This window comes from Pseudomonas sp. QS1027, from assembly GCF_002814235.1.
Classification (GTDB): domain Bacteria; phylum Pseudomonadota; class Gammaproteobacteria; order Pseudomonadales; family Pseudomonadaceae; genus Aquipseudomonas.
Map to the genome: position 1 here is coordinate 1 of NZ_PHSU01000006.1, position 25,486 is coordinate 25,486.

The 25,486-nt window shown below is 53.6% G+C and carries 19 protein-coding genes and 2 pseudogenes; 13 read left to right on the plus strand and 8 right to left on the minus strand.

The genetic code is table 11. The annotated features are described in order from the left end of the window. Window positions 1-548: 548 nt before the first annotated feature. Both CWE01_RS06565 and CWE01_RS06570 read right to left on the minus strand, forming a co-directional pair. Entirely contained in the window at window positions 549-854 is a 306-nt protein-coding gene (locus tag CWE01_RS06565) for a hypothetical protein (protein ID WP_100939724.1), read from the minus strand. A 483-nt stretch (window positions 855-1,337) separates the two neighbouring features. Then, entirely contained in the window at window positions 1,338-1,706 is a 369-nt protein-coding gene (locus tag CWE01_RS06570) for a type II toxin-antitoxin system RelE/ParE family toxin (RefSeq protein ID WP_100939725.1), read from the minus strand. On the opposite strand from CWE01_RS06570, the pseudogene CWE01_RS34190 reads away from it, so the two are divergent. After that, a pseudogene (locus CWE01_RS34190) lies at window positions 1,683-2,312 on the plus strand (LysR family transcriptional regulator). The gene CWE01_RS06570 and the pseudogene CWE01_RS34190 overlap by 24 nt on opposite strands. A gap of 409 nt (window positions 2,313-2,721) precedes the next feature. Here the strand turns inward: CWE01_RS34190 and gabP are convergent. The 3 genes and pseudogenes from gabP to CWE01_RS34200 form a co-directional block, all read right to left on the minus strand. Next, window positions 2,722-4,155, minus strand: coding sequence for a GABA permease (gene gabP / locus CWE01_RS06580; protein WP_100939726.1), 1,434 nt, complete (start codon window positions 4,153-4,155; stop codon window positions 2,722-2,724). Window positions 4,156-4,689: 534 nt separating this feature from the next. Then, complete coding sequence (locus CWE01_RS34195) at window positions 4,690-5,454, minus strand: methyl-accepting chemotaxis protein (protein ID WP_371917130.1); 765 nt, start codon at window positions 5,452-5,454, stop codon at window positions 4,690-4,692. A gap of 93 nt (window positions 5,455-5,547) precedes the next feature. Beyond that, a pseudogene (locus tag CWE01_RS34200) lies at window positions 5,548-6,579 on the minus strand (cache domain-containing protein); the annotation flags it as partial. A gap of 1,206 nt (window positions 6,580-7,785) precedes the next feature. Here CWE01_RS34200 and CWE01_RS06590 point away from each other — a divergent pair. The 7 genes from CWE01_RS06590 (at window position 7,786) to CWE01_RS06620 (ending at window position 14,578) form a co-directional block, all read left to right on the plus strand. Next, the gene (locus CWE01_RS06590) at window positions 7,786-8,511 is read left to right on the plus strand and encodes a haloacid dehalogenase type II (RefSeq protein ID WP_100939728.1); all 726 of its coding nucleotides are present in this window, start codon (window positions 7,786-7,788) and stop codon (window positions 8,509-8,511) included. A 66-nt stretch (window positions 8,512-8,577) separates the two neighbouring features. Next, window positions 8,578-9,498 (plus strand): EamA family transporter, encoded by a 921-nt coding sequence (locus CWE01_RS06595; RefSeq protein WP_100939729.1) that lies wholly within the window; start codon window positions 8,578-8,580, stop codon window positions 9,496-9,498. Between the two features lie 116 nt (window positions 9,499-9,614). Further along, window positions 9,615-10,733: a branched-chain amino acid ABC transporter substrate-binding protein gene (locus CWE01_RS06600; RefSeq protein ID WP_100939730.1), complete on the plus strand. Its 1,119-nt coding sequence runs from the start codon at window positions 9,615-9,617 to the stop codon at window positions 10,731-10,733. Between the two features lie 59 nt (window positions 10,734-10,792). Further along, window positions 10,793-11,707, plus strand: a complete 915-nt coding sequence (locus CWE01_RS06605; protein WP_100939731.1) for a branched-chain amino acid ABC transporter permease LivH — start codon at window positions 10,793-10,795, stop codon at window positions 11,705-11,707. 2 nt (window positions 11,708-11,709) lie between these two features. Beyond that, complete coding sequence (livM, locus tag CWE01_RS06610) at window positions 11,710-12,993, plus strand: high-affinity branched-chain amino acid ABC transporter permease LivM (protein WP_100939732.1); 1,284 nt, start codon at window positions 11,710-11,712, stop codon at window positions 12,991-12,993. Next, on the plus strand, window positions 12,990-13,865 hold the full coding sequence (locus tag CWE01_RS06615; RefSeq protein ID WP_100939733.1) for an ABC transporter ATP-binding protein: 876 nt from the start codon (window positions 12,990-12,992) through the stop codon (window positions 13,863-13,865). Before livM ends, CWE01_RS06615 begins: the two co-directional genes overlap by 4 nt. After that, window positions 13,862-14,578, plus strand: coding sequence for an ABC transporter ATP-binding protein (locus tag CWE01_RS06620; protein ID WP_100939734.1), 717 nt, complete (start codon window positions 13,862-13,864; stop codon window positions 14,576-14,578). Before CWE01_RS06615 ends, CWE01_RS06620 begins: the two co-directional genes overlap by 4 nt. 70 nt (window positions 14,579-14,648) lie before the next feature. Here CWE01_RS06620 and CWE01_RS06625 read toward each other — a convergent pair whose 3' ends face one another. Both CWE01_RS06625 and CWE01_RS06630 read right to left on the minus strand, forming a co-directional pair. Beyond that, window positions 14,649-16,214, minus strand: a complete 1,566-nt coding sequence (locus CWE01_RS06625) for a PucR family transcriptional regulator (RefSeq protein ID WP_100939735.1) — start codon at window positions 16,212-16,214, stop codon at window positions 14,649-14,651. Window positions 16,215-16,318: 104 nt separating this feature from the next. Next, the gene (locus CWE01_RS06630) at window positions 16,319-19,225 is read right to left on the minus strand and encodes an FAD-binding and (Fe-S)-binding domain-containing protein (protein WP_100939736.1); all 2,907 of its coding nucleotides are present in this window, start codon (window positions 19,223-19,225) and stop codon (window positions 16,319-16,321) included. Window positions 19,226-19,708: 483 nt separating this feature from the next. On the opposite strand from CWE01_RS06630, the gene CWE01_RS06635 reads away from it, so the two are divergent. The 4 genes from CWE01_RS06635 to CWE01_RS06650 all read left to right on the plus strand — a co-directional run bounded on the left by CWE01_RS06635 (window position 19,709) and on the right by CWE01_RS06650 (window position 23,005). Beyond that, window positions 19,709-20,038 (plus strand): tRNA-binding protein, encoded by a 330-nt coding sequence (locus CWE01_RS06635; RefSeq protein WP_100939737.1) that lies wholly within the window; start codon window positions 19,709-19,711, stop codon window positions 20,036-20,038. A gap of 95 nt (window positions 20,039-20,133) precedes the next feature. Further along, window positions 20,134-20,853 carry a haloacid dehalogenase type II gene (locus CWE01_RS06640; protein WP_100939738.1) on the plus strand — a complete coding sequence of 240 codons (720 nt, stop codon included), beginning with the start codon at window positions 20,134-20,136 and terminating at the stop codon, window positions 20,851-20,853. Window positions 20,854-21,086: 233 nt separating this feature from the next. Next, window positions 21,087-22,370 (plus strand): 4-aminobutyrate--2-oxoglutarate transaminase, encoded by a 1,284-nt coding sequence (gene gabT, locus CWE01_RS06645; RefSeq protein WP_100939739.1) that lies wholly within the window; start codon window positions 21,087-21,089, stop codon window positions 22,368-22,370. A 137-nt stretch (window positions 22,371-22,507) separates the two neighbouring features. After that, entirely contained in the window at window positions 22,508-23,005 is a 498-nt protein-coding gene (locus CWE01_RS06650; protein ID WP_100939740.1) for an Lrp/AsnC family transcriptional regulator, read from the plus strand. 5 nt (window positions 23,006-23,010) lie between these two features. On the opposite strand, the gene CWE01_RS06655 is transcribed toward CWE01_RS06650, so the two are convergent. Further along, complete coding sequence (locus tag CWE01_RS06655; protein WP_100939741.1) at window positions 23,011-23,919, minus strand: 2-hydroxyacid dehydrogenase; 909 nt, start codon at window positions 23,917-23,919, stop codon at window positions 23,011-23,013. A 254-nt stretch (window positions 23,920-24,173) separates the two neighbouring features. Between CWE01_RS06655 and CWE01_RS06660 the strand changes: the two genes are divergently transcribed. After that, window positions 24,174-25,418 carry a D-amino acid dehydrogenase gene (locus CWE01_RS06660; RefSeq protein WP_100939742.1) on the plus strand — a complete coding sequence of 415 codons (1,245 nt, stop codon included), beginning with the start codon at window positions 24,174-24,176 and terminating at the stop codon, window positions 25,416-25,418. Window positions 25,419-25,486 lie beyond the last annotated feature (68 nt).

Consider the following 25,486-nt stretch of genomic DNA (forward strand, 5'->3'; position numbering starts at 1 on the left):
CAGAAACGAATCGGGGACGTAGGGATTCCGAATGAACGGAAAAGGTAGGCACAGCACATTCAGTAGCTTTCCCATAAAGCACTCCTGGGGGCGGGACTGAGCTCGCCCCATAGGGCGAGAATCCCTATGGATGGATGTGAGGTTGAAACCGTGGTCAGGCGCCGCGGAGGGCACCCAAAATCAATTGAGCCGCGTGACGACGATCAGCCGCACGGACGCATGTGGCCTGTTCGTAGCCGGAGCCGCAGAGTGAGGTATCTGTCTTGCCGACCTGACGACAGATCAGTGGCCTGACAGAAGGTGTTGGGTGGGCATGGCGGACAAACACCACACCCATGAAGTGAAGGCCGACCAGCAGCGGGCATCGCAGGGATCCGGTGTTCGATCACCGTGTCAGCTTCTGCGCTGACGAGGTAAAAGGTGAGCCGTTGAGGCTCTTTGCAGCAGATATTGGGCATGGTGATTCTCCAGATTCATGAAGCGGAGCGCGGAGAACACTTCGCCCGGCGGGGAAGGATTCCCCGCGTGGGTGGGTACAACGGATGGTGTTACGCCAGGTACTTGAGTCCAGAAGTGACCAAGCCGGAAGATACACCGGCTGCGGCGCCTATGATCAACAAGAGACGTATCGTCAGGTTTTTGCTCAAGGTATCCACCTTGGCGTCAAGCTTCACGAGGCTTTTCTGAAGCTCGGAGATGTCGATCTTCAATTCGGCACGAAGCACCGCGAGATCAGTTTTACTCGCAAGGGTTGAGGTCATCTCTTTCTCCATTGCCTCAATGACGGCAGTAGCGTGTACTTCTGGAACGTTGGATGCGACCAACGCTTTGTATAAAACAGTTTCCATTTTCATGGAGCCTCCAAGATTAAGGGAGGACCTGCCCCATACGGGCGAGGCCCGTATGGGGGAAACAGTGAAGCAACAGCAGAGCTTCCATCGACAGCAGTCGATCGGTCGCGCTACTGGAAGCGTTGCGACCTGGGGAGTGGATCAATGCGCAATGGCGCATCGTAGCTTCCCGGATCCAAGCTACATGGGCATGGTGCTGACAACGTCAGCGGTACGCACCGATACAATGACCAACGCTGCAGTGGGCTGTCAAAACCCCAACTGCTACAAGCTTTTTCAGGCCGATGGCGTAGCGACTAGAGCAGGGACCAGGACTACAAATTCCGTTCCGGTGACAGTGTAGGAACCTTGCTGTTCGACTGATCAGCTTTTGCTGGACGATGTCTATATGCGCAGGGGGGAACGTGCAGGAAGATTTGATCCGGCGGAGAAGCGTTGGTGTACAAAGTGAATAGGGGGGAGTAGGTACTTCATGGCTGTGCGCCGCTAACTACCTCTCAACTCCAGAGTAAGGTGCTGCCTGACCTCCATGGCGTCATGCAGTATCCGAACGATCTCGATGACCTGGTCATCTGCCAATCGATGGAAAACGACATGCCGCGGTCTCTGTACGGTGCCCGTGGCCGTTGCAGCCTGCTTGCGTACGCAGGTCAGATGAAAGCTCCTCAGTTCCTCTGAGAGTTCATCTCGAGGGCTGCTACCCCCCCTGTTTGGCATTTCTGCAAGGTCTTCGATGGCTGTGTGTATGAGCGCCTGGTACCTGATCCTGGCATGTGAGCCAAACTGTACTTGGGAGTACCTGAGAACATCCTCTATATCACTGAGGACCGTATGAGAGAGGCGGTACTTCCCCATGCTCAACGGTTCTTGGTGGGGGTCACCCAGTCGACGCTGTCGCACCAGATCAAGCAACTTGAGGAAGAGTTGGGCGTCGATCTTTTTGATCGCGTTGGCAAGCGTGTAGTGATCACTGAGGCGGGTGATACTTTTTTAGCACAAATTTTGCCGACGCTCAGGCAAATCGACATGGCGGTTAATGCGTTGCATTTGTCGCCAGCTTCAACTGTGGGAACAGTCCGAGTAGGGGCGACTTACAGTTTCAATACTCGCCTGGTGCCCCAGTGCATTGCGAGCTTCCTATCCCGAAACCCAGGTATTCGTATGACAGCTGAAGAGTTGTCACGGGCCGATATCGTCGAGCGCCTGGAGTAAGGGAAGCAGGACCTTGGGATCGCCTACCGACCAGCAGAGGGACATGACCTTTGGTTTGAGCCGCTGTACAACGAAGAAATGGTCTTGGTGGTGGCCAACTATCATCCGTTGGCCAAGCGCCGTAAAGTCAGGATGATCGAGCTGCACAATCTGCGCATGACTCTGCTTCGAGCGACTTTCAGTACCCGCCAGAGCTTGATGAATGCTTCCGGGCAGCTGGCGCCGAACCTCTGGTGGTTGCCGAAATGAACACCATCATGCCGATGATCGAGTTGATCAGACAGCCTGACCTGGCTGGTTGTTGGAGAAACAGCTATTGGCCCTGCGCAAGGATTGTGTATCGTCGCCCTGGAAAACCCGACCCTGTGCGTACTCCAGGCTTGCTGTGGAAACGGGGTGGATCGGATGACCTGTTGATCAGGCAGTTTGCCTCGGTCGTTCGGCGGGTTGCCGAGGCCGGAGTAGGGCGGGTTGCCGTCAACCCTTGATTGGCACCAGCTCTTTCAGTGCCAGGTGCATAACAGCTCAGATACGTTGACCACTACACTGACGCCTGGCTGCCTAGGGCTGTTGAGTTTGTGACGTTGGCGTTGTTTCCCTATTTGCCTCGGGAAGCCCAGAGCGATTCACTCTCCCTGGGCTTTTTTACCGTTTGTAGTCAGCGGCTCGCTTGCTGGGAGGGGCGCTTAGGTGCCCAAGACGCGGATACGTTACGGCGCTTAACAACAAAACCAGTGCAGACAACCATGGCGGCCAGTCCCGCTGTGGCCAAAACCTCGCCTTGGTGGGCAGGGAGGGTCAGCATCAAGCCAAGAGCCCCGACGATGAATACGATCACGGCCCAGGTCAGTCCGGGGTAGAGCCACATCTTGAATTCAAGAATATGCCCCTGCGAAACCAGTTTCTTGCGCATCCGCAATTGAGAGATCGCGATCACCAAGTAAACGAGTAATGCCACGGCGCCAGACGTCGCAAGCAGAAAGGAAAACAATCTCTCGGGCGCGAAGTAGTTGATTATCGTCGTAATGCAGCCGATGGCAGTGCTGGCGATCACAGCTTGACGGGGGACTTTGGCAATCGTGGTTACCTTCAGAAAGCCAGGCGCTTCTCCTCTCTTCGCCAGGGAGAAAAGCATACGTGAAGCGGTATAGATCGCAGAGTTCAGGCAGCTGGCAACGGCAATCAGCACAACGACATCAACAATGAATTTCGCATTGGGGATCTGGAGATATTCTAGAGCTCGCTGATACGAGCCTACAGTTGCCAATGCTTGGTCGTTCCACGGGACAATGGATACGATCATGAGAATTGACACAATATAGAACAAGCCAATGCGCCAGATCACCGAGTTTGTGGCTCGCGCGATTTGCTTGCTTGGATTATGGGACTCTGCAGCGGCGATGGTTACGATTTCCGTGCCCATGAAGCTGAACATTGTCGTCAGGAGCGCGCCAAGCACAGGGCCGTATCCGTTGGGGGCAAAACCACCGTTGGCGCTTATCAGTGCGCTAATACCACTGACTTCCCGGTTCGGCAGCCCACCGACCAAGGCTATCGCGCACACGATGATAAACGTGATGATTGCCGCTACCTTGGCCAATGCAAACCAGAATTCAAATTCACCATACCGGGCCACACTATAGAGATTCGTTAGTGTTAGGCCACACGTAATCGATAGCGCAAAGATCCAAGTGTCGATTGTTGGAAACCAGCTATGCAAAATTGCGGCGGCTGCAATGGCTTCGAGTGGAATGACAAGCACCCAGAACCACCAATACAGCCAACCAATTGTGAAGCCGGCCCAAGGGCCTATGGCACGATTAGCATAGGTGGAGAAGGAACCGGTATCAGGTGATGCGACGGCCATCTCACCTAGCATCCGCATGACTAATACGACGAGAGTTCCCGCGGCAAGGTACGAGATCAGAACGGCTGGACCCGCCGCGGCAATGGCATGGCCTGATCCGACAAATAATCCTGCCCCAATGACCCCAGCGATGGAAAGCATTGTGACATGTCTTTGCTTTAGTCCAGGAGCAAGTGACGTGCCTCCTTGACCTTCAGACGCGCTGGATTTGTATGTTTTTGACATGTATTCACCCTTTTTTTATTAGGCAGGTAGTGAAAAACTATCTACTAGTGTGCGAAAGCATCTTATTGTTGTAACTGCATCTAGCATAAGTCGTAACGCATGCTGGCTTGGAAGGCACTAAGTTTTTAAGTGGTCAACCTCCGCCTGCACCAATAGTGGCTTTAGTCGCGCAGCACTTAACCCCATCAGAAAATAATTCGCCTATATTTTTCCTCGCATTCATTGCTTTTGACACATTCACGTCAACTCGATGTAAGTGCGGCTATGGAGCATAGGTTCGGAAATTGCTGTGTTTTTTTCTTCAAGTGCCATGTGCTAATAAGAGGAGGCGTTGTCCTATGCGGGATAGGGCGAATTTTGGGGAGAGGCAGTAATGGCAAGCGGAGATTGCCTTCAATGGGGGGCGACGGATGGTGACTTGGCGCTTTTCTCCCACACATGTTCGATGGCTCTCAGCGACTTGGGGGGGAGCGTTTGGTGCCAGTAGCTAGAAAAACGGCTGTCACATCCGCGTGAATAGACCCTTGCGAGCCACTAAATCCTGAAGCTATCCACCAGTTGCTTGAGTCGTGAAGCCTGTTGCTCCAGGTCCGAGCAAGCTAGCAGAGTTGACTGAAGGTTCTGAATGCCCTCCTGATTCAGCGTGTTGATTTCATGGATGTCTCTATTGATGGACTCGACCACCGCCGTCTGTTCTTCGGTAGCGGTGGCCACCGACTGGTTCATGCCGTCGATTTCGCCGATGCATTCAGTGACGCTACTCAGGCGTTCGCCGGCATGGTTAGCAATCTTGACACTGTCCTGGCTGTGACGCTGGCTGTCGCTCATAGTGCCCACTGAGGTGCGAGCCCCTACTTGTAGCTCTTCAATCATAATCTGCACCTGTTGCGCCGATTCCTGGGTGCGGTGTGCAAGGTTGCGAACTTCATCGGCGACCACCGCGAAACCACGGCCTGCTTCGCCGGCCCGTGCGGCCTCGATGGCCGCATTGAGTGCGAGCAAGTTCGTCTGCTGGGAGATGCTGGAAATCACCTCGAGAATCTGACCTATGTTCACGGTTTTGCTATTGAGCGTTTCTATATGGTCGCGTGAAGTACTGATCATATGTGAAAGTTGGGTCATAGCCTGAATATTACTATCCACGACAAGCTGACCGTCTAAAGCCAGGTGGCGCGCTTCGCTGGCCTGTTGAGAGGCCAAGGCTGCGTTTTGAGCAATTTCCTGAGCGGCAGCCCCCAACTCGTTGATGGCGGCGACAACGCTATTGGTTCGATTGGCCTGTTCGTCGGAATTGGCCATAGAGGCGTTCGATACCTCGATCACTCTTGTAGCCGCCTCATTGACTTGCGCACTGGCTGATGCCACCTCATGAATTGAGGTGTGTACGCGGGTCACGAAGAGATTGAAGGCGTTACCCAGCTTCCCAAACTCGTCTTGGTTGTGGATTACCAAGCGGCGGGTTAAATCGCCTTCGCCTTCGGCAATGTTCTCCATGGCTTGGGTCATGGTATTGAGCGGCTTGATCAGTACACGAATCAGTATGCCTAGTAAGAGGATGATGAAAATGACCGCTATAGCGGTGGCTATCATCGCCGACGTTTGGAATTTTTTCAGCATGGAGTAGGCCATATCCTTATCCACCGAAATACCAACGTACCAATTGACCGACGGCAGGCCTTTTACCGGTGCGAATGTGACCAGGCGCGTTTTTCCATCGACCTGGATTTCGCTTAGATTGCTGTTGAGTTTCAACGCATCGCCGGAGTAGAGATCGGACAGGTTTTTCATCACTACTTGGTTGTCTGGATGAACCAGTATCTTGCCATCGGCGCTGACCAGAAAGGCGTACCCTATACCGCCAAAATCTAGTGAATTGATGATCTGTACAACTCTGTCCAGCGTCATGTCACCACCGGCAACGCCCAAGGATATGCCCGCTTTTTTTACTTGGGCGACGGCTGTGATTACCAGTTTTTTTGTATTGAGGTCGATGTAAGGTTCGGTTAGAGCTGGGCCGGTATTCGCCTGCCCAGCCAGGTACCAAGGACGGGGGCGAGGGTCATATCCGACGGGCATCTTGTCGTCGGGGCGCATGGTGAATTGGCCTTGTGCTCCCCCTAGATAGCTGTGTTGGAAGGTTGAAATCAGTGTGGGCTGCTCGAGTAAGTTGACTGTACTGGCGGGGTCTGAATTGCTTGCAATGTTTTGCGCCAGGTTTTGAATCAGCAGGATGCGGCCGTCGAGCCATTGGCTGATGTTTGTCGCAGTGACGGCGCCCATTTCATGCAGGTAATTCTCCAGCCCCTTATGAATGGCATTACGTTGCAACTGGTCGATGTACGCGGTGAACAGCGTGAAAACCAGCAGCACGATCAAAGCTGCGACCAAAAGTATTTTGTGACTAAAGCGTAATGTGCTTTTCATGGGGGGATTCACTGAGATTGGATTTATGTAAAGTTGTTTTCGAGAATGTGTCGTTTTTATTTTTAATAACGACTTCAGGTTGTTCTGTCTTATTGTGCTGCAATATCTTGTTTTTGATCGTCAGTGTCTTGCAGGGCGTCATGTGTTTCAGTTCGAATGATGAGCTTACGTTCTTCAGTGGCTCTTTATTCGAACTAGTACCTATCAGCGCAAAAGGTCGTTAAAGCGACGTAGTGAATAAATTCTGTGAGGGACGCTATGTATAGCTTGGTTTTTTTACCAAGAGATAGCCTCCTATTTTGGAAATGATTTTGTCGGTTCTTTCTGGTGCATTAACTAGGTGGCGATATCGTAAATCTCGGCGAGCTCAATGTTGTTGCGGGGCGGTGACTAATTGGATAACACTTTTTTGTTCGAAGCTGACGGCTCATGTCATCACAGCTTTGTAGCTAGGCTGTCGGTCAGTTCGGCATCTCAGGTCGTTGCTCGGACAATTTTGGTGCTCACCTTTTTTTGGGGGGAGGGCACTCACACCGCTCGCGTTCGTCTCGATTCTGACGAAAGGCAGATCCAGGACGATGGTCAACGTACGTCTGAGCGAAAAAAGTACCTGGGTAGCCGGCCGATAGGCGATTTTTTCAACGTGCAGACGGAGGGAAGCCTTGCGAGTTCCTATTTTTTCTACGTGGTTCGTTTTTGGGCCTGATCCTATGATGAGGCACAGTCACGCTGCACCGTAGGCAGAGCAGGCCGTCGATACGCAGCGATAAAGAGAGGGGGCGCGAGTATGGGTATTAAACTGTTGCTGGTTTCCAAGCTCTTTCGGCTGTTCGGTGTCAGATCGAGTGTGGGCATCGAGAAGCGTACACGTTCGCTTTTTTCGTTATCTGACGTTGATAATTCGGCCGCTGAGGCGCCGCAAAGTTGCGGTAGCCCTCACGTATTTTTGGTGAGCGGGCCGTCGCTCCTGCGTACGCGGAGCAGTCAGAGATCTGTTCATACATAGCAGCGAGGATGCAAGGCTTGTAAGGCATTAGACAGGTGGTAAAGTGGAGTGACCGAGCACCACGTGAATTTTCTATGAGTCAACGTGAGTGATGAGGTGCAAGAAAAGTATCTGCTCAGACTGGAGTGTTTGGTTGTTCAGTGGAGTGGAATATGCAGAAAACTTCCAGTTTATGACCTGGTAATGGAAAGAGGCAGTGTATGAGGCTGACAGATTTTGAAGTCATGGTATTCGATTGTTATGGTACGTTGATTGACTGGGAAAGTGGAATATTCAATGCTTTAAAGCCCTTGGCGGATCGCTCGGAAAAAAAGCTGACGCGTGACCAGATACTCGAAGTGTTTGGTCGTCATGAGTCACCTCAGCAAAAAGAAACCCCGAAGGCGTTATATGCTGAAATCCTTCGTAAAGTGTATGATCGTATCGCGAAGGAGTGGAGGTTGGAGGTTGATCCGCAAGAGCGCGAGCATTTTGGCGTCTCGGTAAAAAACTGGCCACCGTTTTCTGATTCGATTGAGGCACTCAGGTATTTTGGCCGGTATTACAAATTAGCGATCTTGTCCAATATTGATCGTGGTGAGTTTGAGTTTAGTCGTGCGAAACTGGGCGCTGATTTTGATTGTGTGATCACGGCTCAGGATGTGGGTTCGTACAAGCCGGCCCCCAAAAATTTTACGTACATGATTAATGCAATAGGAAAGCTTGGGTTTGAGAAAAGCTCGATTTTGCATGTGGCGGAAAGTTTGTATCACGATCATGTTCCCGCCAATGCGGCGGGGTTGGCCAGTGCATGGATTCATCGTCGCCATAATCAGGAAGGTTTTGGCGCGATTCATGTGCCTGCCACGGAGGCGACCTACGATTTTCGTTTTATCAGCTTGGCTGCGATGGTTGAGTGTCATCAGCAATTGATGAGCAGTACATGACAAATGTGTGTCCGTCTTATTTGATAAGGCGGATGGTTATAAGATTTTTCAGTTGAGTCGTCAGCCGTGAGTGGTGTATTGAGCAGTTCAAAATCTCCGTTGTATATATTGGCTGCGCTCGGTGCGATTTTGATATGGAGTACGCTGGCCGTTAGCGTCACCTTCTGTCGTGAGGTGAACCCCCTGTTTATCACAGGGGCGGCATTGACCATCGGCGGGCTGATGGGGTTGCCTTGGGTTCGTTCTTGGGGGATGCCGAAGCGTTTGTTCCTGGTGGGGACGGCGTGCATGCTGGGTTATCACGTTATTTATTTTTATGCTTTGCAGTTGGCGGACCCTATAGGCGTGAGCCTTGTTCACTACCTATGGCCCGTGATGATTGTCCTGCTGGGGCCGGTCTTTGTTAGAGGGGGAAACGTCTCTTTTCGTTGCCTGCTCGCCGGAGCGGCGGGTTTTGCGGGAGCGGTGATCAGTTGTGACCCGACACAGAAGGTTGGTATGAATGGTTGGATAGGTTACGTATTGGCATTCGTATCTGCTGTTGTGTGGGCAGGATACTCGTTAACCGCGAAAAGCTATCCAAACGTTCGAAGTGCCTCCGTCGGTCTTTTTTGCATCGTTTCCGGGGTGGTGTGTCTTATCCTCTATCGGAGTACCGCTCAGTGGCCCTCATTGACGGGCAGCGAGAGCGTGGCGTTATTGTACATGGGGGTGGGGCCCATGGGCGGTGCCTTTTACCTCTGGGATTTTGCGATGAAAAAAGCAGATCACCAACAGGTGGCGGTTTTAAGTTATGCAACACCTGTGCTTTCCACGGGGTTTTTGGCACTTTATCTCGGGCAGGGTCTGCAGCTTTCGATATGGGTGGGCGCACTGATGGTCGCGGTGTCAATGGCGATTGCAAAGGAAGATGCCCCTGCCATTAAAAATAAAAAGAAGGCGTTTCCGTTTTTCTGGAGACGTTCTAAAGGTTCAGGTCTTTTTTAACTGCCGACGTCAACGTCGATAATATTTCAAATTGCACCTTGGGGCGTCGCTGTCTCCACGGTGCGTCTGTGTTTGAAGTTATTAGCTAACTAAATCAATAACAATGGAGCAGTTTTATGGATACGCGCAAGCTATTGGGTTTTCGTTCGTTTTGGATGCTGACGGTTGCTTTGACTTCGTCAACCGCTTTCGCTGATATAAAAATTGGTGTCGCTGGACCTCATACGGGTCCCAATGCGGCATTCGGTGAGCAAATGTGGCGGGGTGCGACACAGGCCGCCGCTGACATTAATAGCGCCGGTGGCATCAATGGAGAAAAAATTGTTTTGGTCAAAGGCGATGATGCCTGTGAGCCGAAGCAAGCGGTGGCGGCAGCCAAACAACTGGTCAATGGCGAGAAGGTAGTGGGTGTCATTGGTCATTACTGTTCGTCGTCCACTATCCCCGCCTCAAATGTTTATGATGAAGCTCAAGTCATCGCGATCACTCCGGCTTCGTCATCCCCGGTGTTAACCGAACGCGGGTTGTCCACGATGTTCCGGATGTGTGGTCGCGATGATCAGCAAGGCGAAGTGGCCGCTCGTTATATCGTTGATACGCTCAAATCGAAAACAGTGGCTGTCATTCACGACAAAGACACTTACGGACAAGGGCTTGCCGATGTGACCAAGGGCAAACTCAAGGCTGCCGGCGTTGACGTTGTTCTTTACGAAGGTTTGACACGGGGTGAAAAAGACTTCAGTTCTCTTGTCACCAAACTTCGGCAAGTCGCGCCTGACGTTGTTTACTTCGGTGGTTGCCATCCAGAAGCGGGCCCTCTGGTGCGTCAGATGCGCGAGCAGGGTGTGAACGCTAAGTTCATCTCCGGCGATTGCGTCGTGACGGATCAGTTGGTGGTGACGGCGGGCGGTCCTCAGTACACCAAAGACTTGCTGATGACGTTCTACGCGGACCCTCGTGATTCGTCGGCTGGTAAAGAGGTTGTTGCCAAAATGCGCGCCGCCGGTTTCGAGCCTGAGGGGTATACCTTGTTCTCGTATGCGTCGATGCAGGCACTCGCTGCCGCGTTTATCGGCACCGGGACGACGGATGGAGACAAGGCCAGTCAATGGCTTAAGTCCCATTCGGTGAACACGATTCTCGGTTCAAAGAGCTGGGACAGCAAAGGCGATCTCAAGGATTCCCCGTACGTGATGTACCAGTGGGATGCCAGCGGTCACTACAAACAGCTGTAACGCCCTTGCGTCCAGAGTCCGCGTTTCTGGCGGACTCATCCTTGTTTGGAGAATTGATCGTGGATGTTTTCTTCCTTCAGCAAATTATAAATGGTCTGACACTGGGTTCAGTGTATGGACTGATTGCCATCGGTTACACCATGGTTTACGGCATCATCGGTATGATCAACTTCGCCCATGGTGACGTTTATATGATCTCTGCCTACCTGGCTGCCATTGGCTTGGCTGTTCTGTCGTACTTCGGCGTGGAATCCTTTCCCTTCCTGATACTGGGGACGCTGGTGTTTACCATTGTCGTGACGGGCGTCTACGGCTTTGTTATCGAGCGGATTGCCTATAAGCCGCTGCGTAATTCAACACGCTTGGCACCGCTTATCAGTGCTATCGGTATCTCGCTGATTCTGCAGAACTATGCGCAGATCGCGCAGGGTCCCAATCAGCAAGGGGTGCCCACTCTGCTGGAAGGCGGTTTGCACCTGAGTGTTGGATCTGACTTCGTGCAGATCACCTACACGAAGATCTTCATCCTGGTCGCTGCATTCACCGGCATGGCAGCGCTGACTTACATCATCAAGTTCACCAAGCTCGGGCGGATGTGCCGGGCGACCCAGCAAGACCGCAAGATGGCGTCGATCCTCGGAATCAACACTGACCGGGTGATTTCGTATGTATTCGTCATTGGTGCGGCCATGGCGGCCTTGGCGGGCGTACTGATCACGGTCAACTTCGGCACCTTCGACTTCTATGCCGGGTTCATCATCGGTATCAAAGCGTTCACGGCTGCCGTATTGGGGGGGATCGGGTCACTGCCAGGGGCCATGCTCGGCGGCATCATTCTGGGCGTTTCAGAGTCGCTGTTCGCCGGGTTGGTCAACTCCGACTACAAAGACGTCTTTAGTTTCACGTTGCTGGTGCTGATTCTGATTTTCCGTCCTCAAGGCCTGCTGGGTCGTCCACTTGTGGCGAAGGTGTAACTATGTCTGTCGCTAAAAACAAACCCAATGTGATCAAAAAAAGCCTGATTGATGCGGTGCTCGCGGGCCTACTGGCCTTGATCGTATTCGGCCCGATTGTGGGGGTCGTTCTGCAAGGTTACAGCTTCGAATTGGAGCCTAGTCGAGTGGCTTGGCTGGTGGCTACGGTGACAGTTGGGCGCTTCCTGGTCAGCCTGTTTCTGCAGACGTCCAAGGGCATGAGCCTGTCTCAGGCACTCGAGCGTGGAGGCGCAGGCGTCCATGTTCTGGCACCCGATCATAAGTCGGCACTGCGCTGGGCTATTCCGATGATGATCGTAGTCGCGATTATCTTTCCGAAATTCGCCAACGCCTACCTATTGGGTGTGGTGATCCTCGGGCTGATCTATGTGTTGCTCGGCTTGGGGCTCAACATCGTGGTGGGCCTTGCTGGTTTGCTTGACCTGGGGTACGTGGCGTTTTACGCCATTGGCGCATACGGTCTGGCGCTGGGGTATCAATATTTGGGACTGGGTTTCTGGTCCGTGCTGCCCCTGGCGGCCATCGTTGCGGCCTTGGCGGGATGCATACTGGGCTTTCCGGTGTTACGCATGCATGGTGACTATCTGGCGATCGTCACCTTGGGCTTCGGTGAAATCATCCGGCTGATCCTCAACAACTGGTTGTCCCTGACCGGAGGTCCAAACGGTTTACCCGCGCCGCTACCGACGTTCTTCGGCCTGGAATTCGGCCGCAAAGCCAAGGAGGGGGGTATCCCAATCCATGAGTTTCTTGGCACTGCCTACAACCCGGACCTGAAATTCATCTTTATTTACGGCGTACTCTTTCTGGCAGTGTTGGCAGTTCTTTACATCAAGCATCGCCTCACGCGGATGCCGGTTGGGCGTGCCTGGGAGGCGCTACGTGAAGACGAGATTGCCTGCCGTGCCATGGGTTTGAACCACGTCCTGGTAAAACTCTCGGCCTTTACCCTGGGGGCTTCCACGGCGGGGCTGGCCGGTGTTTTTTTCGCCACCTACCAAGGTTTCGTGAATCCGACCTCGTTCACCTTCTTTGAATCGGCACTGATCCTGGCCATCGTCGTCTTGGGCGGAATGGGCTCAACGGTCGGCGTGGTCATCGCTGCATTTGTGCTGACCGTTGCACCAGAATTGTTGCGCAGTTTTTCCGAATATCGGGTGTTGTTGTTCGGCGTCTTGATGGTGCTGATGATGATCTGGAAGCCGCGTGGTCTGATCCGTGTCAGTCGTACCGGTGTGGCCCCGCGTAAAGGAGTCATCTCATGAGCAACGAAATTATTCTTTCGGTCGATAACCTGATGATGCATTTCGGTGGCATCAAGGCGCTAAGCGACGTCAGTCTGAAGGTGCGTCGTAACTCGATTTTTGCTCTGATCGGTCCTAACGGGGCAGGTAAGACCACCGTCTTCAACTGCCTCACCGGTTTCTACAAAGCGACCGGCGGGCGGATCATTCTCAATACCCGGGAAAAGAGTACCCATGTCATCAAGTTGTTGGGTGAGCCCTTCAAGGCCCGAGATTTTGTGTCACCGACGAGCTTCGCCAGCCGCTTGTATTACAAAATGTTCGGCGGCACCCATCTGATCAACCGTGCTGGATTGGCTCGGACCTTTCAGAACATCCGCCTATTCAAGGAAATGTCGGTTATCGAGAACCTGCTGGTTGCCCAGCACATGTGGGTCAACCGCAACATGCTGTCGGGCATCCTCAACACCAAGGCGTATCGCAAGGCTGAAGAAGATGCGCTGAACACCGCCTTCTATTGGTTGGAAGTCGTGGACTTGGTGGGCTGCGCAAATCGTCTGGCGGGCGAGCTGTCATACGGGCAACAACGTCGGCTTGAAATCGCTCGAGCCATGTGCACGCGTCCGCAAGTGATCTGCCTGGATGAGCCGGCCGCAGGTCTCAACCCTCAAGAAACCGAAGCACTGAGCGGCATGATCCGTTTGCTGCGTGATGAGCACGACATGACCATCGTGCTGATTGAGCACGACATGGGAATGGTCATGGGCATTTCCGACGATATTGTGGTGCTCGACCACGGCAATGTCATTGCCACAGGTGGGCCTGAAAAAATTCGCAACGATCCGAAGGTGATTGCAGCCTATCTGGGTGCAGATGAAGAGGAACTGGTATGAGCAGATCAATCCTCCAACTGAAAGAGATTGACGTATTTTACGGGCCTGTCCAGGCCCTGAAAAAAGTGTCGCTTCATATCAACGAAGGTGAGACCGTGAGTCTTATCGGCTCCAACGGTGCGGGCAAGTCCACGTTGTTGATGTCGATCTTCGGTCAGCCCCGGATAAGCAGTGGGCAGATTCTCTACCAGGGGGCCGACATTGCTGCGAAGTCGACCCACTATATCGCGTCCAATGGTATCGCCCAGTCGCCCGAAGGGCGCCGGGTGTTTCCCGATATGAGCGTCGAAGAAAACCTGATGATGGGCACCATCCCCATTGGCGACAAGCACGCGAACGAGGATATGCAGCGTATGTTCGAGCTCTTTCCACGCCTTAAAGAGCGTCGTAACCAGCGCGCCATGACCATGTCCGGTGGTGAGCAGCAAATGCTGGCCATTGCTCGCGCATTGATGAGCCGTCCCAAGTTGCTGCTGCTCGACGAACCCAGCCTGGGATTGGCCCCGATTGTGGTCAAGCAGATCTTCCAGACTTTGAGGGACCTGGCTAAATCGGGCATGACCATCTTCTTGGTCGAGCAGAATGCCAATCACGCCTTGAGGCTCTCTGATCGGGCCTACGTGATGGTAAACGGCCAGATCCGCATGAGTGGTACAGGGCAAGAGCTGCTGGTCAATGATGAGGTGCGTAACGCCTATCTCGGGGGGCATTAAGCGCAGGTGAAAAGCGAGAGGAGCTGGCAATAGGCTCCTTTCGTTCTTCAATTCACTGCTCTCGGCTGCTTTATTCGTCGTGTTCCAGGCGGTACATTTCCGCCGCTACTTGAATCTGAAAACGTGACTCAGGGTTTTCCAGGGAAATATCGAGCAGTGCTTCTATTCGGGCCAAGCGATACCGTAAGGTGCTGATATGCACATCCAGCGCTTTTGCCGTATTCGCCAGTTGAAAGCCTTCGCTCGACAGGGCGCAAATGGTTTCCAGCAACATGGTGCCGTTCTTTCGATTGGCCAACGGTTCGATCAGCCGCTGAAGCAGCATTTTCCGAGCTTCCTTGTCTCCCATCAGGGCGCGGGGAAACAGCACCTCATTGAAGGCATGAAGACGGCCTGGACGCAGCAACGGTACCAGCGCTGCCACGTCTTCAGCCCCTTGTGCCATGCCGGAAACCCCCCGATGCACTCGACTGACGGCCATTGCGCCGCCTTCATGGCGTATCTGCTTCCAGATCGTTTCGGGGGCGAGGGTGGCAGGTACTATGAAACTGATCTGATTAAGAGAGACAGAGATCAGTGGTGAAATGCTGAGCGAAACCATCAGATCAAAAATACGACCGGTTTTCGCTTTGCGCCGTTTGAAACCCTCCAGGCTGAGCGGAATGGGCTCGTCCAGGAGCACCAGGCAGATCCTGTAGTCACGGGTTTCACTCCAACCCGAAACCAGGGCTCGTTCAATGGCGCTTGGCGTTTCCGGAAACTTGCCTTCCAGCAGGCCGGCGACCAATGCGTGCCCGAGGCGTGTTTCCTGATCCAGCAATTCACGCTGATGGGACAGATGGAGAGCGGCGATCACCGCGGAATGTTCAAGTGCCCGGGAGTGCAACTCTTCAAACTCGTCGGTGGGGCTTTCGAGCCAGACGATGCCGGCGACTTCTCCCAGGAGCCAGATGGCGCAGCCAAGCCTGAAGCGCGACTGCTCAGCCGACAGGTTGATCAGCAAGGTTTGTGATTCACCAAAGCTTTGCTCCAATGGTCGCTCGGCGATGACTTTGGAAATCAGTTCGCGTTCAAAACTTTCATTGGCGTCTATGTTGTGTCGACTCAGGATATTTCCAGATGTCGAAACTACCAGGCAGGACATGTTCAAGGCGCTGGACAGTGCATTGCCCAGGCTGTCCAGGTTATCGGCTTCGATCGCTGCTCGAGTCAATTTGCGATGAATCAAGTCAGAACGCTGAATGATATCTGTCTGCAAGTTAATGATTTTGGCGAGTATTTCCTGGGTGATCGCACTGAAGGGGACTTCCCAGGGTAATTCCAGGAGTGGAAAATCGCATTCGTTTGCCTCGCTGATTGTAGCTGGCGGGAAATGCTCACGAAAGTGCGGGACGGCCAGTACGACACCGGCCAAGCCGAGTTCGTTCAGTTTGCGCACCAGCACCCTGCTGGTTTCATCGTCCTGTGGCCAGTTGTAACCGGTGGTTAATAGCAGGTCACCCTTCTTCAGCCATTGGGTGATATCCGGATGATCGATGATGTGGACCCACGTAATTTCGCGATCCAGGCCGCGGGCTCCGGCGACGACTGATGCCTGTTTAAGAACGGTCTGCTCGAGTGCAGTAGCTACTTTCATTGTCTGCCCATGAGTGAAGGGTGAACGTGTTATACCTGACGGCATGGTGACCTTGTTTGAAAGGTTGCCGTGCAGTCAGGTGTTCAAGAGGTCACGGCCTTGGTTCAGCGCAACAGCTTGGCCAGCAACTGAGCCAGATGAAGCGGGTCTCGGCCGCTCACCTTCTTGATTTGACCTCGGCAGCTGAACCCGTCTGCGACGACGTCCGCATCAGTGGGTAGCTTATCCAGGTGTGGTTTGAACTCGTTCATGCCAATCGTCTGGGCAATCGGGGCAGTCTTGCTGTGGTAGGCGTAGGCACCTGCGACCCCACAGCAACCTGTTGGTAGGACGCGACCACTGTTGCCCAGCTTGTCGAGCAGTGACTGCTCGGCCCCCAGGCCACCACAAGCTTTTTGATGGCAATGACCATGAATGTGAACATCCTTGGTAAGGGGGGGCAGAGATAGGGCACGATTCTGAATGAATTCGCTCAAGGTCATGATGGATGAGCGTAGTTGAGTAGCCCGTGCATCGTCCGGAAACAGCGCAGGCATTTCGTCGCGAAAGACCGACAGACAGCTGGGCTCCAGAACAATCACCGGCGTTTTCATTGCCAGAACCGGTTCGAGCTGTGACAGGATCGAACTGAGGTTTCGTTTGGCTTCGTCAAGCATCCCCACGTCGTAATAAGGTCTGCCGCAGCAGGTATGTTTCTTCATCAACAAGACGTTGAACCCCAGCTTTTCCAGTACCTCTACGCCGGCTTCCAGCACCTGTGGCGTGAAGCCGTTATTGAAGCTGTCGACCCAGAGCAGGACGTCCTGGCTTAACGGCTCGCTCTGTCGTTTGATCAGTCGCTTGGCCGTGTTGCCTGCACGAAAACTACAACTGGCGATGGCTGGGAATTTGACCGAGGGCGCTAGGCCAAAGTAGCCGCCCACGGCGCGAAACGGCTTGTTGGTCATCGCGAAGTTGAGTATTGGGGAGACTTTACCTGCCACCGGTAGCCATTCACCTATACGGCCAATCATTGCGTCCATCAGAGAGCGACGGCGATTGGCGTAGTGACGATGCAGGAACTCGGCTTTGTAGCGCGCTATATCGACATGAGTCGGGCAGTCGGATTTGCATCCTTTGCAGCCCAGGCACATATCCAGCGAGTCCTTGACCTCTGCGCTGTCCCACTGATCTTCGATGACTTCGCCCTTGAGCAACTCAAAAAACAGACGCGCTCGCCCCCGCGTTGAATAGCGCTCCTCACGTGTGGCACGGAAGCTTGGGCACATCGTCCCGCCTTCCAGGGAGCGGCATTTACCCATACCGATGCAGCGTTCAGACTCTCTTGCCAAGCCTTGATCGCCCAGGCGCGAGTCATACGTGAACAGGCTGGGGATATGCCGGCGTTCATAATCCGGGCCCATACGTAAATGGCTGTCCACAGGCATTGCGTCAATCAGCTTGCCCGGGTTCATTCGGTTTAACGGATCCCAAATACGCTTGAACTCGGAAAAGGCCTGCATGATGGCTGGGGAGTACATGATGTGCAGGTATTCTCCCTTGGCTTGCCCGTCGCCATGTTCTCCCGAGAGCGATCCTCCGTACTTCACCACCAGGTGGGCCGCCTCGTCGAGGAACGCACGCCAGGTTTCAAGGCCTTCCTGGGACTTCAAATCGAAAGTAATGCGCGAGTGAATGCAGCCATCGCCGAAGTGACCATAGAGGTTTGTCTGGTAGCCGTAACTGGCGACAACTGCAGAGAACTCACGAAGGTAGGCGCCAAGCAGCTCGGGTTCCACGGCGGCATCTTCCCAACCCACCACAGGATCGGGCTGGCTGGGATCCAGACCCAGCGAGGTGGCGGAGGCTCCCGTCTCTCGAATGGTCCAGATCCGATTCATCAAGGTGCTGTCGGTGATCAGGCGACTAGCTGGCGAGCCGGGCAAGGCATCGCTGATGCTGATGGCGCGACGAGCAGCGGTGGCCGCTTCCTCGGGTGTGGAACCGCCAAACTCGATCATCAACCAGGCTGCGCCGGTCGGCAGTTCCGCGATATCGGCCAGTTTCAAGCCGCGCTCGCGTAATCCGCCAATGATGCCCTCATCCAATCCTTCCATAGCAATAGGGTGCAGTGGCAGTAGTTGAGGAACAGAGTCGGCGGCCAGGAAGATATCCGAATAGCCAAGCACGACTAACACTCGATGGCGCGGGTTCTCTACAAGACGTGTTTCGGCACGCAGCACCGTGACGCATGTTCCTTCGACCCCTACCAGGGCTCGGGCAATGTTGAATCCGTTCTCGGGCAGCAACTGATCCAGGTTGTAACCGGAAACCCGGCGCTTAAGCTTTGGAAAACCCTGGCGGATTTCGTCCTCATAACGTTCGACCAGAGCCCGAAGGGATCTGACGATCTCAGCCCGTTGACCGCCGGCTTGCAAGTGTTCCTGGTAAGTCGTTTCGTCCGTTGGCCCTACCCAGAATCTCGCCCCGTCGTACGTCAGGATTTCCAGGCGCTCTACGTTCTCGACGGTTTTTCCCGCCATTACCGAGTGGGCACCACACGAGTTATTACCAATCATCCCGCCCAGTGTGCAGCGGCTATGGGTGGCGGGGTCTGGACCGAATGTCAGGCCGGAGTGGCTGGCAGCGGTCTTCAACTGGTCGCAAATCACACCAGGCTCGACCCTGGCCACTCGTTTTTCCGAATCAATAAATTCAATGTTGGAGAGGTACTTAGAGGCATCAATGATGACGGCGGCGTTGACGGATTGCCCACACATGGATGTCCCTGCGCCCCGCGCAAGAATGGGGAGGCCGGCATTCCTGCAGAGCTCAACGGTTTTCACCATGTCATCTAACGTGCGTGGGATGACCACGCCGATGGGGAGTTGGCGGTAGTTTGAGGCTTCTGAGGCGTAGATCGCGCGCGTGCCAGAGTCGAAGCGCACTTCCGCCGTTGTCAGCAACGTCAGTTGCTCGCGCAGGGTGATAAGTGCATTCAAATCCGGTTTGAGAGGGATGTACTTTGTCATTAAGCGGGCCTTCACTGGACGATATTTGCTGAGGTCAAAGAACGCTGTGCAGGCGATCAATGGACTATTTATCGCATCACTTTAATAAGCGCCTTGATGCGTCACTACCTGTGCAGGGTAGGAGGGGGCTAGGTGAATGTCCTACCTGATGTGGGGGTATGGGGTCGTTTTGAAAGCCCCAGGCAGGTAAGGCGCTGGTGTAGAGGCGTGGCTCCGTTCGATGGGTTTTTTTTCCGTCGAAAGGTTTGATGAACGGACCACCTTGTCCTGCTTTTGGTAGGTGGATTGGGGGGCTGGCACTTCCTATGATTGTTAAACGTCAAACGGACTTCGTTCGGAGCGACGTGCAGTGAGCATGTTATCCAGCGCTGGGTGTTTGGTCGGGTCCGCTTGCGATACGTAGGGTTACCAGCCGTTGCCACGCGCTGACTTAGGCGCAGCGGATCATGATTTCAGCGCCTTGTTTAATGTCAGGAGGGAAGTATGACGCCGTACGAAGCGTTTTCCAGCGTCGATATACGTATCGGAAGGGTTGTCAAAGTCGAAGTCAATGAGAAGGCTAAGAAACCGGCTTATAAATTTTGGATCGAGTTTGGTGAGTTGGGTGTGAAAACAACAAGCGCCCAATATACCCAGCTTTATTCGGCAGAAGAGCTGATTGGCCAGTACGTCGTCTGTGTGGTCAATTTGGGGGCGCGAAATATCGCCGGCTTCGCATCGGAAGTGCTCATGCTGGGGGCCGAGTCCGCGCCCGGTGAGGTGGTTTTCCTTAAGCCTGAGCGTGCCGTCGCGCTGGGGCAGAAAGTATTTTAACTGTGCGCCGATGCGCAAACGCTACGGCTTATCAATAGCCGCTGATCTCGCATCACATTACGTCATACCTGAAGGGTATATTAAGAGGAAAGGCAATGAAACTTACTGATTTCACAACACTGTCGTTCGATTGCTACGGTACGTTGATCGACTGGGAGAGCGGTATTGTAAACGGTCTCCAGCCGTTGGCTAAGCGTACTGGTAAAGACCTTGACCGTGAGCAGATTCTGGAAGTCTTTGGTCGCCACGAGTCGCCTCAGCAAACGCTGACCCCGGGCGCCATGTATCCAGTTATCCTTGGCGCGGTATACGACCGTATTGCCAAGGAGTGGGAGCTTGAGCCCATCGCCGCCGAGCGTGAACTCTTTGCCACTTCGGTCAAGGATTGGCCCACCTTCCCCGATTCCGCAGAAGCGTTGCGTTATTTGAAGAAGCACTACAAGTTGGTAATTCTTTCCAACATTGACCGTACCGAATTCAAATACAGCGAGGCCAAGCTTGGCGTTGAATTCGATCACGTGGTGACTGCGCAGGATGTGGGTTCTTACAAACCTAATCCCAACAATTTTACCTACATGATTGATCTGCTGGCCAAGGCGGGTATCGAGAAGAAGGATATCTTGCATACCGCTGAAAGCCTGTACCACGACCACGTGCCAGGCAACGCTGCTGGTCTGGCGGGCGCCTGGATTCATCGTCGCCACGGTAAAGAAGGTTTCGGTGCGACTCATGTTCCTGCGACAGAAGCCAAGTACGATTTCCGTTTTATCAGTATGGCCGACATGGTCGACGCTCATAAAAAGTTAGTGGGCTGATAGACGCGTCTTATCGGCCGGCCTCCTTAATTGCGGTGTCGGCCCGATAAGGCGGTAATAAGCTTGTCGGATTTTTATTTTTTCTCTGAGCCGCACGATCAGTGGGTTGGAAGTGCCGTATGGCTCGCCCCCCCGCGGTGTGGTGTCGCAGGTTATTTATTTTAATGGTGTCTACTGAGTGTTTTCGGCAGGACGCTTTCGGTGGGGTTAAAGAGCAAAGGAGATTTTTGAGAATGACTGAAGTGAATTCCAATCCTATTCTGGTGGCGCGAGAAAATAATGTGCCGCGGGGAGTAGCGTCCGCGCATCCTATCGTCATCAGTCGAGCGGCCGGCAGCTATGTATGGGATACGGCTGGCAAGAAGTACTTGGACTTTGTGGGGGGGATTGGCGTCCTTAACGTCGGGCATAATCATCCTGCTGTCGTTGATGCAATCAAGAAGCAGGTCGATAGCTTCACTCATGTTTGCTTCCAGGTCGGCGCCTACGAACCCTATGTGGAACTGGCGAGCAAATTGAATGTGCTCGTAGGAAGCGGGCTGCCCTACAAATCGGTGTTCTTGACGACCGGTGCTGAAGCTGTCGAGAACGCGATCAAGATAGCCCGTAGTCATACACGGCGCTCCGGGGTTATCGCTTTCCGTGGAGGGTTCCATGGTCGCACGCTTCTGGGGATCTCTCTCACGGGCTTCAGCCAACCCTACAAGCAAAACTTCGGCCCTTTTGCGCCTGACGTCTATCACGCCTCTTACCCGAATGAGTACCGTGGTGTTTCGACCGAGCAGGCCCTCGCATCGCTTCAGGAAATTTTTGATACTCAGATTTTGCCTGAGCGGGTTGCAGCGATCATCATTGAGCCTGTGCTGGGCGACGGTGGTTTTGTGGCGGCGCCGCCGACGTTCATGCAGGCGCTACGTGAACTGACCACTCGGCACGGCATCGTGCTGATTTGTGACGAAATTCAAACGGGCTTCGGTCGTACCGGCAAGATGTTCGGATTCCAGCACTCCAATATTCAGCCTGACCTTGTAACGGTTGCAAAAAGCCTGGCAGGTGGCGTTCCGTTGTCGGGTGTGGTTGGTCGTGCGGAAATCATGGATGCCCCGACTCCAGGCGGCCTAGGCGGCACCTATGGTGGTAACCCACTGGGATGCGCGGCTGGTTTGGCGGTACTGTCTATTTTCGAAAATGAGAACCTGCTGGAGCGTAGCCAGGGTATCGGCAGCCAACTGCTCAGTGGTTTCGAGAAACTCAAGGCGCGCCATCCACGTATTGGTGATGTCAGGACCTTGGGTGCGATGGCTGCGGTTGAGTTCGTCACTGACCGGGACAGCAAGACACCGGATGCGGATGTTGCGCAAAAAGTGATTGAGCAGGCCAGGGATCAAGGGCTGCTGCTGATCAAGTGCGGGATTCATCGCAACATCGTGCGCTTCCTTTGCCCTTTGAATACCTCTGAAAACGATGTCAATGAGGCGCTGGGCATGTTTGAGCGAGCACTGGAAGCGTGTCTTTGATCTCCCGTGATAGTCTCTGAGCCGGTTTGATGAGACAGTAAAAGTCGCCGAATGGCGACTTTTGCGTTCACCATGGGCCCACTATGAAGGGGGCTAAATACTGAATATGGGTTCACACGAGAGGGGCAGAGGGGGAGATGCACGATTCAATCAAGCTCGACCGCATAGATATTTCCATTCTTGCCCAATTGCAAAAAGACAGCTCGTTGACGAATGCGGCGCTTGCAGAAAAGGTCAACCTCTCTCCAAGTCCTTGCTACATTAGGGTCAAACGACTTGAAAAAAGCGGCTATATTCTCCGGTATTCGGCGACCTTGAACATAGCGAAGATCGTAGGCTGTTTAACCATTTATTCGGAAATCGAGTTGGATGAGCATCGCAAGGAAAGCTTTCATCGGTTCGAAACGGCCATTCGCAAGTATCAGGATTTGCAAGAGTGCTACATGGTGACGGGGAAAATTGACTACGTATTGAAATTCATCTGTAAAAGCGTGGTGGAGTATCAGGCGATTATGGATGAGTTGTTGCAAAGCGACGCGGGCGTTGCTCGATTTTTCACGTTCTTTGTTACCCGAATTGTCTTTCAGCGGGAGGGCGTGGAGTTGCAGTCACTTCTGGACCCCAGAAGTGACTGACTGTTTTATATTTGGGTATACCCCGAGACGGCCTGAAGGGTGCGCTTCCATAACTCCAGGTATGCCTCTTCAGTCATGTACGCGGCGTGGGGCGTCAAGGTGACGTTTTCCATGTGACACCATGGATTGCCTGTGCAGATCGGCTCTTGCCAGAATACGTCGAGAGCGGCGTGTCCTACTTGTCCCGATTGCAGGGCGTGAGCCAGCGCGTCTTGATTGACCAATGCCGCCCGCGCAGTGTTGATGATCAAGGCTCCGGGCTTGAGCAACTGCAAGCGTGACGCGTCGAGAAAGTCGATCGTTTGATCGTTTAGCGCCAGATGAAGGGAGACAACCTCGGCTTCGAACAGGACCTTTTCGATATCCGGCTCGAAAAAAGGTGAGTCGATCGGCGAGCGATTCCAGGCTGAAACAGACATGCCGAGCGCAGAGGCCATCTCTGCATAGCATCGACCAATTTCTCCCATACCGATGACTGCAACCTTACGACCTTTGAGTTGCATACCGCCGCGAGGTTGCCACACGCCAGACATCACATCCTTGATCATAAGGGCCAGTTGACGCGCGGCTGCAAATGTCAGGGCCATCGCATGTTCGGCGACCGCGGTGCTTCCATATCCAGGTGTGGTTGCAACGGCAATGCCTCGGTTCTTTGCCCATTCCAGCGGAATATAGGTGCTGGCACCTGTTCCCATAAACACGATGGTCTCCAGATGGGGGCAGGCGCCCAGTGTTTCGGCATCCAGAATGGTGTGTTCGACGAGCAGGATCCGGGCCTTGCTACACAGCGAAATGATTTCGCTTGTGGTGGGGTCGCCGAAGTTTATCGCTGTGTTCTTCGGGGCTCTTATCTTTCCCGAGTCGAAAAGAGTTTTCAGTTCTGGCGTACAGTCAATAAATACAATGGTACTCATGGTTTGCCCTCGCGTGTAGGTTGATGAAGCCTAAACAATGACGGCAAAAAAATTAATTTTTAGGGTGGGGGTGAAAAGAAAATTCTCAGTGAGAACCGTGAGATTTCGAACAAAAAAAATCTGGCCAATACGCATAATCGATTCTTGTCGGGGTCTGTTGATCCTGTTCAGTGAACAGATTTCACCTGTGCCAATGATGGCCTTAATGCCCTATCTGCATGCCGTGGTGAACTTAACGCTCAAAAGGTCTGAATATGAAAGTGTTGGTGCTAGGTGCGGGTCTTGCTGGTATTCCGTCGGCCTATTATCTGGCTCGGGATGGTCATGAGGTAACGGTTATTGATCGTCAGTCAGCGGCGGCCATGGAAACAAGCTTTGCGAACGGCAGCTTGCTATGCCAAGGTCACTCCTATCCTTGGGCAAGCCCTGCGGCGCCGCGAATTATGCTCAAGTCTTTCTTTAGAAATGACCAGGCCCTTCGTATCGCGCCTAAAGTCGACCCTAGGATGTGGTCCTGGCTGCTGAAATTTCTTTGCGAATGTCCGCGCAATCGTGCGGACAAGCACGCCGCCACCCGCCTGCGACTGGCCTCCTATTCTCAAGACGTCATGCGTCAAGTAGTGCGTGATACCGGGATTGAATTTTTTCACACGGACAAAGGCCTTTTGTACGTTTATCGAACCCATCATTCAATGGATGAAGGCTTGCGCCAAATGCGCGTGTTGGAGCAGGCAGGTTTAGGGATCGAGGTGGTTTCCGGGGCGCGCGCAGCAGAACTTGAGCCGGCCCTCAAGCCTGTCGCCGACAAACTGGTAGGGGGCGTGTATGTGCCGTCGGATGGCACCGGGGATGCCCGCCTATTTACTGCGGAATTGGCACGTGTTTGTGCGGAGCGTGGGGTTGAGTTCATGTTCAACACGCAGGTTCTGGATCTAAACGTGGTCAACAACAAAGTGCAATCGGTGAGTACCTCCAAGGGGGTGATTCAGGCGGATGCCATCGTTGTTGCGATGGGCTCCTACTCGTCGGTGCTGCTGCGCAAATGCGGCGTGAAGATTGATGTGTTTCCGGTGAAGGGCTACTCGATGACGGTGCCTATTCTCAGACCGGAGGAAGCGCCGACCATGGGGGGGCTGGATGAGGACAATCTGCTGGCGTTTTCGGTTCTGGGTGACCGTTTGCGACTGACCGCAACAGCCGAGTTCACCGGTTATGACATGAGAATCTCGCAGAAGGATTTTCGTTACATGACCCAGGCGGCCAAGGATCTGTTTCCTACCATCGGCGACTACTCCAAAGCTGAATTATGGTGTGGTTTGCGACCTGCCACACCGGATGGCAATCCTCTATTCGGTCCTACGAAAATAAGTAACCTGTTCCTCAATACAGGTCACGGCTCTCAGGGCTGGACGATGTCTTGTGGTAGCGGAAAGGTCACCGCTGACCTGATTGCAGGCCGCGAACCCGATATTGATATGAGCGGCCTGATGTATCAGTAGGTTGTCGTTGGGGCAGTGGGTGTTTACTGACCCGGTAGCGTATCGCCGAAGAATAGCGTCGAGGCCCT

Excerpts from the sequence above, each read along its gene's own strand:
- CWE01_RS06565 (WP_100939724.1), bottom strand. The coding sequence starts at position 854 with ATGAAAATGGAAACTGTTTTATACAAAGCGTTGGTCGCATCCAACGTT.
- CWE01_RS06570 (WP_100939725.1), bottom strand. The coding sequence starts at position 1,706 with ATGGGGAAGTACCGCCTCTCTCATACGGTCCTCAGTGATATAGAGGAT.
- gabP (WP_100939726.1), bottom strand. The coding sequence starts at position 4,155 with ATGTCAAAAACATACAAATCCAGCGCGTCTGAAGGTCAAGGAGGCACG.
- CWE01_RS34195 (WP_371917130.1), bottom strand. The coding sequence starts at position 5,454 with ATGGCCAATTCCGACGAACAGGCCAATCGAACCAATAGCGTTGTCGCC.
- CWE01_RS06590 (WP_100939728.1), top strand. The coding sequence starts at position 7,786 with ATGAGGCTGACAGATTTTGAAGTCATGGTATTCGATTGTTATGGTACG.
- CWE01_RS06600 (WP_100939730.1), top strand. The coding sequence starts at position 9,615 with ATGGATACGCGCAAGCTATTGGGTTTTCGTTCGTTTTGGATGCTGACG.
- livM (WP_100939732.1), top strand. The coding sequence starts at position 11,710 with ATGTCTGTCGCTAAAAACAAACCCAATGTGATCAAAAAAAGCCTGATT.
- CWE01_RS06615 (WP_100939733.1), top strand. The coding sequence starts at position 12,990 with ATGAGCAACGAAATTATTCTTTCGGTCGATAACCTGATGATGCATTTC.
- CWE01_RS06620 (WP_100939734.1), top strand. The coding sequence starts at position 13,862 with ATGAGCAGATCAATCCTCCAACTGAAAGAGATTGACGTATTTTACGGG.
- CWE01_RS06625 (WP_100939735.1), bottom strand. The coding sequence starts at position 16,214 with ATGAAAGTAGCTACTGCACTCGAGCAGACCGTTCTTAAACAGGCATCA.
- CWE01_RS06630 (WP_100939736.1), bottom strand. The coding sequence starts at position 19,225 with ATGACAAAGTACATCCCTCTCAAACCGGATTTGAATGCACTTATCACC.
- CWE01_RS06635 (WP_100939737.1), top strand. The coding sequence starts at position 19,709 with ATGACGCCGTACGAAGCGTTTTCCAGCGTCGATATACGTATCGGAAGG.
- CWE01_RS06640 (WP_100939738.1), top strand. The coding sequence starts at position 20,134 with ATGAAACTTACTGATTTCACAACACTGTCGTTCGATTGCTACGGTACG.
- gabT (WP_100939739.1), top strand. The coding sequence starts at position 21,087 with ATGACTGAAGTGAATTCCAATCCTATTCTGGTGGCGCGAGAAAATAAT.
- CWE01_RS06650 (WP_100939740.1), top strand. The coding sequence starts at position 22,508 with ATGCACGATTCAATCAAGCTCGACCGCATAGATATTTCCATTCTTGCC.
- CWE01_RS06655 (WP_100939741.1), bottom strand. The coding sequence starts at position 23,919 with ATGAGTACCATTGTATTTATTGACTGTACGCCAGAACTGAAAACTCTT.
- CWE01_RS06660 (WP_100939742.1), top strand. The coding sequence starts at position 24,174 with ATGAAAGTGTTGGTGCTAGGTGCGGGTCTTGCTGGTATTCCGTCGGCC.